We start from the raw sequence: 9,345 nt of genomic DNA, 5'->3' as shown, positions 1-9,345 counted from the left end.
GAGCGGCCGCCGCGCTGGGTGGACCATTGCAGGGCGCGGCGATCGAGATCCGGCGCCTTGAGCCCGAACCGCTCGGCATAGGCGTGAATGGCGCTCAGATAGGTGTCCTGATCCATCGGCGGGAAGCCAATCCAGAGGCCGAAGCGGTCGGAGACGCTCATCTCCTCCTCGGCGTTCTCGGCGGCGGCGATCGCGCCCTGGCTCTCGACATGGTCGCGCGGCATCAGGTGGCGACGGTTCGAGGTGGCCACGAACAGCACGTTCTCGGGCGGCCCCGAGACGCCGCCCTCCAGCGCCGACTTTAGCGCCTTGGCCGCCGCCGCGCCGTCCTCGAACGAGAGGTCGTCGCACAGCACCACGAAGCGCTCGGCGCGGGCGCGCAGCAGATCAAACAGCGGAGGCAGCGCCGCGACCTCGTCGCGATCAACCTCGATCAGCTTCAGGTCGGGATGGGTGTCGGCCAGGGCCACGAAGGCCGCCTTGGTCACCGAGCTCTTGCCCGTGCCGCGCACGCCCCACAACAGCACGTGGTTACAGGGCAGGCCGACGGCGAAGCGGCGCAGGTTCTCGACGAACCGCGCCTTCTGCCGCTCGATGCCGACCAGCAGGTCCAGCGAGAGCGGATAGTCGGGGGCGGCGGCGAAGGCGCCGGTCGCGGGCTCGTGCCGGAAGAGGCGCGCGCCGGCGAAATCGGGGGCGATAGCCGGCGGAGGCGCCAGGCGCTCCAGGGCGTCGGCGATGCGTGTGAGCAGGGGAGCGGTCGCGTCGGTCATGGCTCGTTCCATACCCTCGCGGGCTCGCATTGCAAAAGGGGAGGCGAACGCATAGCTTCCGCCGACTTGGCGCGACCCTATGTTAGGCGGCGCGCCTTACGGAATTTCTTGGAGTGCCCATGAACAACCTGAACGCCCAGATCCTGCAGATCGCCCCCATCCTGCTGATGGTGGTGCTGTTCTACTTCATGCTCATCCGCCCGCAGCAGAAGCGCGCGAAAGAGCATCAGACCATGCTGGCCAACCTGAAACGCGGCGACAGCGTCGTCCTCTCGTCGGGCGTGCTGGGCAAGATCGTGCGCGTCGAAGACAAGGAAGTGGGCGTCGAGATTGCCCAAGGCGTCACCGTGAAGGTCGTCAAGGGCATGATCACCGAGGTCCGCGCAAAGGGCGAGCCGGCCGCGGCCAACGACGCCAAGAACTAAGGCGTAACCGAGCCTGCCTTCGCAGGCTCGGCTTCTAATTCTGGAGCGTGACAGCCGCCGAGACCGCACACGCCGTCGGCTATCACGCTCTGGAACCCGTCTCGAGGCGTCGCGCGCGACGTCGCCTGAAAGTCACTGATCCATGCTGACCCTCTCCCGCTGGAAGATCATCGCCGTCACCCTGTCGGTGATCTTCGGCATCCTGTTCTCCCTGCCCAACGTCCTTCCGCAGAAGACGCTGGACGCCATGCCCGGCTGGCTGCCGCACCAGAAGCTGAACCTCGGCCTCGACCTGCAAGGCGGCTCGTATCTGCTTTATGAGGTGGACACCGACGCCCTGCACCGTGAGCGGCTGTCGAACCTGACGGAAGACGTCCGCACGCAGCTGCGCGGCGAGCAGATCCCATTCGGCGAACTGGCCCAGCAGGGCGAGGTGATCAGCGTCCGCATCGGCGACGCCGCCCACTACAACGACGCGCTCAACCTGCTGCGCAAGAACCTCGGCGCGCCGCTGGCCGGCGTGATCGGCGGCAAGGACGTGTCGGTTTCGGGCAAGGGCGACAACCGCATCGAGGTCCGCTTCGTGCCGGAGGCCGCCAAGGCCGACTCCGTCAAGGCCGTTGAGCAGTCGATCGAGACCATCCGTCGCCGTATCGACAGCCTGGGCACCAAGGAGCCCTCGATCAACCGCCAGGGCGACAACCGGATCATGATCCAGGCCCCGGGCGAGAGCGATCCGGAGAAGCTGCGCGCCATCATCGGCAAGACCGCCAAGCTGACCTTCCAGATGGTCGACGAGACGGTGACACCGGAAGACGTGCAGGCCGGCCGTATCCCGCCGGGTTCCGAAGTCCTGCCGGGCGACCAGTACTCACCGTACTACGTGGTCAAGAAGCGCGCCCTGGTCTCGGGCGAGGAACTGACCAACGCCCAGCAGCAGTTCGATCCGCAGAGCGGAAATCCGGTCGTTCAATTGACCTTCAACGCCTCGGGCGGCCGCAAGTTTGGCGACCTCACGGCCCGCAACGTCGGCAAGCGGTTCGCGATCGTGCTCGACGACAAGGTCCTGTCGGCGCCCGTGATCAACGGCCCCATCACCGGCGGCAGCGGCATCATCACCGGCAATTTCACCGTCCAGAGCGCCAACGAACTGTCGCTGCTGCTGCGATCGGGCGCGCTGCCCGCGCCGCTGAACGTCGAGGACCAGCGCACCGTGACCGCCGAACTCGGCGCCGACGCCGTCAAGGCCGGCTCGATCTCGCTGGCGATCGGCGCGGCCGCCATGTTCGTGTTCGTGATCCTGGCCTATGGCCTGTTCGGCGGCTTCGCGGCCATCGCCCTGGTCGTCAACGTCCTGCTGATCGTCGGCATCATGTCGATGACTCAGGCGACCCTGACCTTCCCTGGCATCGCCGGTCTGATCCTGACCCTGGCCGTGGCCGTCGACGCCAACGTGCTGATCTACGAGCGGATGCGCGACGAGGCCAACGCCGGGCGCACGCCCATGGCCGCGGCCGACCACGGCTACAAGCTGGCCCTGACCTCGATCCTGGACGCCAACATCACCAGCCTGATTTCGGGCCTGATCATGTTCAGCTTCGGCTCGGGACCGGTGAAGGGCTTCGCCTGGACCCTGGTGATCGGCGTGTTCACCTCGCTGTTCACCGCTATCTTCATCACCCAAGTGCTCATCGGCTGGTGGTTCAAGGCCACCAAGCCGAAGAAGCTGCCGATCGCATAGGAGATCCGACCATGCGTTGGCCCCTCATTCGCTACATCCCGCGCTCCACCCACTATCGCTTCGTGCGCTGGGCGCCGGTCGCCGCCGTCTTCTCGGCCCTGCTGATCGTCGGGGCGGTCGCCTCGCTGTTCCTGCAGGGGTTGAACCTGGGCATCGACTTCAAGGGCGGCAACGCCCTGGAGATCGCCATGTCGCGTCCCGCGCCGCTCGCCGAGCTGCGCGTGGCGATGAACCAGATCGGCGCCCACGACGCCCAGGTGCAAGGCTTCGCCAGCCAGCCGAACTCGGCCATGATCAAGTTCCTGCCGGCCAAGGGCGAGGCCGCCAGCGCCGCGTCCAAGCATGTCGAGGCCGAGCTTGTTAAGCGCTTCCCCGACCTGAAGGTGACCAGCCGCTCCGAAGTCGGCGCCAAGGTCTCGGGCGAGCTGCTGATGTCCGGCTTCAAGGCCCTGGGCGTGGCCCTGCTGCTGACCCTGGGCTACATCTGGTTCCGCTTCGGCCTGTCGTACGGCACGGGCGCGGTCGTGGCCGTGATTCACGACATCGTCCTGACCCTGGGCCTGCTGTCGGTCGTGCACATCGAGTTCTCGATGACCGAGATCGCGGCCCTGCTGACGGTCATCGGCTATTCGATGAACGAGAAGGTCATCACCTTCGACCGTCTGAAAGAGAACCTGCGCAAGTACAAGACCACGCCGCTGCGCGACATCATCGACCTGTCGGAGAACGAGCGTCTGTCGCGGACGATCATCACCGGCACCACGGCCCTGCTGGCCCTGGGCGGCACGATGATCTTCGGCGGTCCCGTGCTGTTCCCACTGGTCTTCACCATGGTGTTCGGCATCGTCATCGGCACCTATTCCTCGATCTACATCGCCCTGCCGCTGATCTTGGTGTGGGGCGTCAAGCGCAACGACGAAGAGGCCACGCCGATCAAGCTCGGCGCCGCCTCGCGGCCCTGATGCGCCAGCCGCCGTCCATCGACGCCTGGGGCGGCGGCGGCTTTCGGGTCGCTGGCGTCTGGCGGCCCGGCTCGCTGCTGATCGTCGACGACCAGCCGCGCGACTGGGCCGTGACCGCCTTGGCCGACCTGACGCCGGCGTCGTTCGCCGAGGTGTTCGCCGCCCAAGGGACCGTGGAGTTCGTGCTGCTGGGCGTGGGTCTCGCCAACGCCCTGCCGCCACGACCGGTTCGCGACGCCCTGAAGGCCGCGGGGGTGGGGCTGGAGTTCATGAGCACCGAGGCGGCCGCTCGGACCTACAACGTCCTGGCCAGCGAAGGCCGGCGGATGGCGGCGGCGCTGATCGCGGTCTGAGCCGTAAGGAAACGTTGTTCGCCGGAACTTTGCCGACTCCTCCAAAGCAGCCTATGGTTCCCGCCCAAGCAATAGGGATCCGAGGGGGAAACCGATGTCTGGACTGCTTTCGAACTTCCGCAACACCATCATCGTCAGCTTCGTGCTGGCCCTGGTGATCGTGATTGGCTACTCGCACAGCCCGCAGGGCCACGGCGAGGTCTACTTCCAAGCCATCTTCCGCTGGCTGCACGTGATGTTCGGCATCCTGTGGATCGGGCTGCTGTACTATTTCAACTTCGTGCAGATCCGGGTGATGCCGCAGATTCCGGCTGAGCTGAAGCCGGCGGTCAGCAAGTACATCGCGCCCGAGGCCCTGTTCTGGTTCCGCTGGGCGGCGCTGGCGACGTGGGTGATGGGCGTGATCCTAGCCTACAGCCGCGGCTATCTGGTCGAGGCCTTCACCTTGGGCCTGGCCGGCGGCTACACGCCCGGCGTCGACATGAGCTTCACCTTCATCGGCACCGGCATGTGGTTGGCCACGGTGATGTTCCTCAACGTTTGGGTCTTCATCTGGCCGAACCAGAAGATCGCCCTTGGCATGGTCGAGGCCGACGCGGACGCCAAGGCCAAGGCAGCCAAGATGGCCATGCTGTTCTCGCGCACCAACACCCTGCTCAGCATCCCGATGCTGGCGACCATGGCGATGAACCAGACGCTGTTTGGCTAAACACCGACCGCAAATCGTGTAAGGGGAGGGCCCGCCGCGAATCCGCCGGCGGGCCTTCTTCGTTTGTGATCCATGGCCGACACCGAAACCCTCGACGACCTCGTCCGCCGCGTCGATCCGGACCGCTGGCTGGCGAGCCGGTTCATCGGCGATATGGCCGCGCGGGCCGACGTGATCGCGCTCTATGGCCTGAACTACGAGCTGGCTCGGGTGGCGGGCGGCGTCTCCAACGCCCTGATGGGCGAGATCCGCCTGACCTGGTGGCGCGAGGCGATGGAAGAGATCGCGGCCGGCAGGACGCCGCGCAAGCATCCCAATGTCGAGGCTCTCGCCGCCTCGGGCTTCGATCCGAACGTCCTGGCGACCCTGGCCGACGCCCGCTTCGCCGACCTCGACGAAGGGCCTCTGGCGGACGAGGCGGCGGTGCGGACCTATGTCGACGGCACGGCTGGCGCGCTGGCGGTGCTGGCCGCGCGGCGGCTGGATCCCAGCGCCGATCCGCACGCCGTGAAGGGCGCGGCGCGGGCCTGGGGGCTCTCAGGACTGTGGCGGCTGAAACAGGCGGGATGCGACCGGCTGCCGGCCGACTGGACGCAAGCCGACGTAAAGCGCCGCGTCGAGGAACAGCTCAAGGCGGCACGAGCCGAGGTGAGGGGGCTGCCCGTGGCGGCCTTCCCGGCCGTGGCCCCGGCGGCGCTGGCGCGGGCCTATGTGGCCGGGCGCGAGATGGGCGAGCTTGAGAAGAAGGCGCGCCTCACCGTCGCGGTGGCTACCGGAAAGCTCTGAGCCTCACACCGCTCATCCCCGCGAAAGCGGGGACCCAAGCCGAGGTTGGATCTTAGTCACCGCCTCACCATGACCCGAGAGTCAGCTTGGGTCCCCGCTTTCGCGGGGATGAGCGGATAAGGATTGGAGCAAAGATTTACTTCCCCGGACGCGTGTTCCCCGTCCACTGATCCAGCCAGTCCAGCACCTCCTTGTGCCACTGCACCGAGTTCTGGGCCTTCAGCACCCAGTGGTTCTCGTTCGGGAAGTACAAGAGCTTGCTGGGGACGCCCTTGCGCTGCAGGGCGGTGAAGGCGGCCAGGCCTTGCTCGACCGGGATGCGGTAGTCCAGTTGGCCCTGGATCACCAGCTGCGGCTTGGTCCAGCTTCCCACGTGATTCACCGGATTGAACGTCTCGTAGGTGGTGTTGGGCTGCCAGGGCGTCCCGCCGTTCTCCCACTCGGTGAACCACAGCTCCTCGGTGGCGTAGCCCATGGCGCGAGTGTCGAAGACGCCGTCATGGTCCACCAGGCACTTCCAGGGCTGGTTCCAGGCGCCCGCGATCCAGTTGATCATGTAGCCGCCGTAAGAGGCGCCCAGGGCGCAGGCGCGGTCGGCGTCCAGGAAGCCATACTTCTGGGTGGCGAAGGCCCAGCCCTTCTGCAGGTCTTCCAGCGGGCGGTCGCCCCAGTGCTGGCTGATCGCGTCGGTGAAGGCCTGGCCGTAGCCGGTCGAGCCATGGAAATCGACCATCACCACCGCATAGCCGGCGTTGGCGTAGACTTGCGGGTTCCAGCGATACGACCAGCTGTTGCTGAACGAGCCCTGCGGGCCCCCGTGGATCAGGAAGGCCACCGGATACTTCTTGGCCGGATCGAAGTTGGCGGGCTTCAGGACGAAGCCGTGCACGGTCTCGTCGTTCCAGCCCTTGAAGTCGAACTGCTCGGGCTCGCCCCAGGCCACGTCCTTCAAGGCCTCGTCGCTGACACTGGCCACACGGATCGGCGGCCCCTTCTTGGTCAGCATGAACAGCTCCGACGGGCTCTTCAGCGAGTCGGAGGCGTAGACGATCCCGTTCGGACCGACGTCGAAGGCGGTGACGTGGCCCTCGCCGGTCAGGGCGGTGACCTTGCTGGTCTTGACGTCGATGGCGAACAGCTTGCCCTGGCCGACGTCGAGGGCGGTGGCGTAGATGGTCTTGCCGTCGCGACTCCAGGCGATGGCGTCGGCCGAGCGGTCCCAGGTGGGCGCCAGCTCGCGCAGCTTCTGGGTCGTCTCGTCATAGATCATGATCGCGAAGCGGTCGGCCTCGAAACCCGGGCGCTTCATGGCGCGGTAGGCGATCAGCTTGCCGTCCGGCGAGGCGATCCCCGTCGTGTCCCAGGCCTTGTTGTCGGCGGTATAGTTGACCGGCTTGGCCGAACCATCCAGCGGAACGCCCCACATGTCGTAATTGGTGGTCCAGGGTTCGTCCTTGCCCGCCACCTTGGCGGAGAAGATCACGCTCTTGCTGTCGAAGCTGATCGTGAAGTCCTCGTCCCCGCCATAGGGCTTGGTGGGCGTATCACCGTCGAAGCCCTTCATCAGGTCGATCGGCTGGCCGGTCGCCACGCCATCGGGACCCAGCGTCCAGGCGAAAAGGTGGTTCTTGGTTCCGTCGCTCCATGCATCCCAGTGGCGGACGAACAGGCGGTCATAGACCACGCCCGTGGCCTTGGTCGCGGTCTTGGCCGCCAGCTTGGCCTCGGTGCAGGCGAAGTCGGCGCATTCGGGGAACACGGCCAGGCCGATCACGATGGTCTTTCCGTCCGGGGCGATCTTGTAGGCCTGGACATCGAGCGGCGCCGAGGTGACCTGGACGGCGGTTTCGCCCATCACGTCGGTGCGGAACACCTGCTCGGTTCCGCCGGCGCGGCTGGAGGTGAAGTAGATCGCCTTGCCGTCGGCGCTCCAGCGGCCGCTCGACGCGCCGCCGTCGGAGATCTTCAGCCGACGGGGGGCCATCTTGGTTTTCAGGTCGGCGATCCACAGGGACATCGAGGCCTTGTTGGCCGGATAATCCATGGTCCGCACCGCATAGAGCACGTAGCGGCCGTCGGGCGAGACCCGGGGATCGCTGAGGCGATCCAGGCTGGCCATGTCCTTGGCGGTGAAGACGTGCGGCTTGGGCGCCTGCGCCTGGACCGCGCCCGCCAGGGCGAGCGACAGGACGGCGGCCGAGGCGGCGAAACGCAAGGTCTTGATCATGAAACCGAAATTCCCGGAAACGGTTATCCCCTGTGGCCGCGGAGCCTAGTCCCGCTTTTCGCCACCGGCTAGGGGAGCCGGCAAGAGAATCCCGAGCCCGGCTCGCCGAGCGGCGGTCTGTTTCCGTGCACGTCTCCACGTAACAAAACTGTAATTAAGTCAGTCGCTTAGAGCGTAACAATCCGAAACAGGACTTGCTTTGCCGCGGCGCAGCATCCTTCCTACATGGTTAGTCGGGGCGATAGGGTGGCCGTAGAGCCGTCCGTCCAACGATAAGGGTCTCTGGTGTCGGCTTCGGGTTATTTTCAGCACACGGTCGCAGGACCGGTGATCTTCGCGGGGACTGGCCTGCACACCGGCGCGCACGTGCGCGTGGTGGTGCGTCCGGCGGCGCCCGACGCGGGGATCGTCTTCGTGCGGACCGACGTGCACGACCGTGACAACCGCGTCCCCGTCAGCGCCCAGGCGGTCTGCCAGACACAGCTGGGCACGGTGATCGGAAACGGCGACGACGTCCGCGTCTCGACCATTGAGCACCTGATGGCGGCCTTGTCGGCCCTGTCGATCGACAACTGCGTCGTCGAGCTGGACGGCCCCGAAGTGCCGATCATGGACGGCTCGTCCGAGCCCTTCATCCAGATCCTGGACCGCGCCGGCCGCCGCAAGCAGGAAGCCGTCCGCCAGTACATCGAGATCCTGGCCCCGATCACGGTGGAGGAGGGCGACAAGCGCGCCGCGCTGCTGCCGTCGGACCGCTTCGAGGTTGCCTTCGAGATCGCCTTCGACAGCAAGGCCATCGGCCGCCAGGCCGTCGACCTGGTCGTCGACGAAGAATCGTTCCGCGCCGAACTCTCCAACTGCCGCACCTTCGGCTTCGTTCGCGACGTCGAAGCCCTGCGCGCCATCGGCCTGGCCCGCGGCGGCTCGATGGAGAACGCCGTGGTCATCGACGGCGACCGCGTGCTGAACCCGGAGGGCCTGCGCCGTCCGGACGAGTTCGTTCGCCACAAGGCTCTGGACGCCATTGGCGACCTCTATGTGCTGGGCAAGCCGATCCTCGGCCGCTTCGACGGCGTTCTCGCCGGCCATGGCCTCAATAACGCCGTGGTTAGAGCGTTGCTGGCTCAGCCGCGCGCCTGGCGCCTACGCGCCCTCGCGTCGGAACTGGCTGAAGCGGTTTAAGAGCGTCTCCGGGAGTCGGGGCTCGGCGTTCGCATTTGCGCCTTTTGCGGCGTGGTGTAGAAGCCTTGCACGGCGCAGGGGCGCACGTTTGCTTCGAGGGTGAGAGACTCCGTGCTTCGTAATTTCTCGGGACGTTCGGCCGTCACTATCGCCGCTGTTCTCGTCGCCGTGTCGGTGGCGGGCTGCG

At 66.5% G+C, this 9,345-nt stretch carries 10 protein-coding genes; 8 read left to right on the top strand and 2 right to left on the bottom strand.

The window, feature by feature from the left end; all coding sequences use genetic code 11:
* Positions 1-773 (bottom strand): ATP-binding protein (locus VJ655_RS03460; protein ID WP_324098285.1); only part of this gene is annotated, 773 nt, incomplete at its 3' end.
* A gap of 119 nt (positions 774-892) precedes the next feature.
* Here VJ655_RS03460 and yajC point away from each other — a divergent pair.
* The 6 genes from yajC to VJ655_RS03430 all read left to right on the top strand — a co-directional run bounded on the left by yajC (position 893) and on the right by VJ655_RS03430 (position 5,749).
* The gene (yajC, locus tag VJ655_RS03455; RefSeq protein ID WP_324098283.1) at positions 893-1,198 is read left to right on the top strand and encodes a preprotein translocase subunit YajC; all 306 of its coding nucleotides are present in this window, start codon (positions 893-895) and stop codon (positions 1,196-1,198) included.
* A gap of 142 nt (positions 1,199-1,340) precedes the next feature.
* Positions 1,341-2,939, top strand: coding sequence for a protein translocase subunit SecD (secD, locus tag VJ655_RS03450; RefSeq protein WP_324098281.1), 1,599 nt, complete (start codon positions 1,341-1,343; stop codon positions 2,937-2,939).
* An 11-nt stretch (positions 2,940-2,950) separates the two neighbouring features.
* Positions 2,951-3,901 (top strand): protein translocase subunit SecF, encoded by a 951-nt coding sequence (gene secF, locus VJ655_RS03445; protein ID WP_324098279.1) that lies wholly within the window; start codon positions 2,951-2,953, stop codon positions 3,899-3,901.
* Positions 3,901-4,254 (top strand): Mth938-like domain-containing protein, encoded by a 354-nt coding sequence (locus VJ655_RS03440; protein ID WP_324098277.1) that lies wholly within the window; start codon positions 3,901-3,903, stop codon positions 4,252-4,254. Before secF ends, VJ655_RS03440 begins: the two co-directional genes overlap by 1 nt.
* A gap of 94 nt (positions 4,255-4,348) precedes the next feature.
* A complete protein-coding gene (locus VJ655_RS03435; RefSeq protein ID WP_324098274.1) occupies positions 4,349-4,963 on the top strand; it encodes a urate hydroxylase PuuD in 615 nt (204 codons plus the stop codon).
* 72 nt (positions 4,964-5,035) lie between these two features.
* On the top strand, positions 5,036-5,749 hold the full coding sequence (locus VJ655_RS03430; RefSeq protein ID WP_324098271.1) for a squalene/phytoene synthase family protein: 714 nt from the start codon (positions 5,036-5,038) through the stop codon (positions 5,747-5,749).
* A 136-nt stretch (positions 5,750-5,885) separates the two neighbouring features.
* Here the strand turns inward: VJ655_RS03430 and VJ655_RS03425 are convergent, their stop codons facing one another.
* Positions 5,886-7,976 (bottom strand): S9 family peptidase, encoded by a 2,091-nt coding sequence (locus tag VJ655_RS03425; protein ID WP_324098269.1) that lies wholly within the window; start codon positions 7,974-7,976, stop codon positions 5,886-5,888.
* A gap of 285 nt (positions 7,977-8,261) precedes the next feature.
* Here VJ655_RS03425 and lpxC point away from each other — a divergent pair, with 285 nt between their 5' ends.
* A complete protein-coding gene (gene lpxC, locus VJ655_RS03420) occupies positions 8,262-9,158 on the top strand; it encodes a UDP-3-O-acyl-N-acetylglucosamine deacetylase (protein ID WP_324098267.1) in 897 nt (298 codons plus the stop codon).
* A 99-nt stretch (positions 9,159-9,257) separates the two neighbouring features.
* On the top strand, positions 9,258-9,345 hold an 88-nt coding region (locus tag VJ655_RS03415; RefSeq protein WP_324098288.1), incomplete at its 3' end, for a hypothetical protein.

The organism is Caulobacter sp., from assembly GCF_035254145.1.
In the GTDB taxonomy this organism is placed as follows: Bacteria; Pseudomonadota; Alphaproteobacteria; order Caulobacterales; family Caulobacteraceae; genus Caulobacter.
This window is presented reverse-complemented; position numbering and strand designations above follow the sequence as displayed.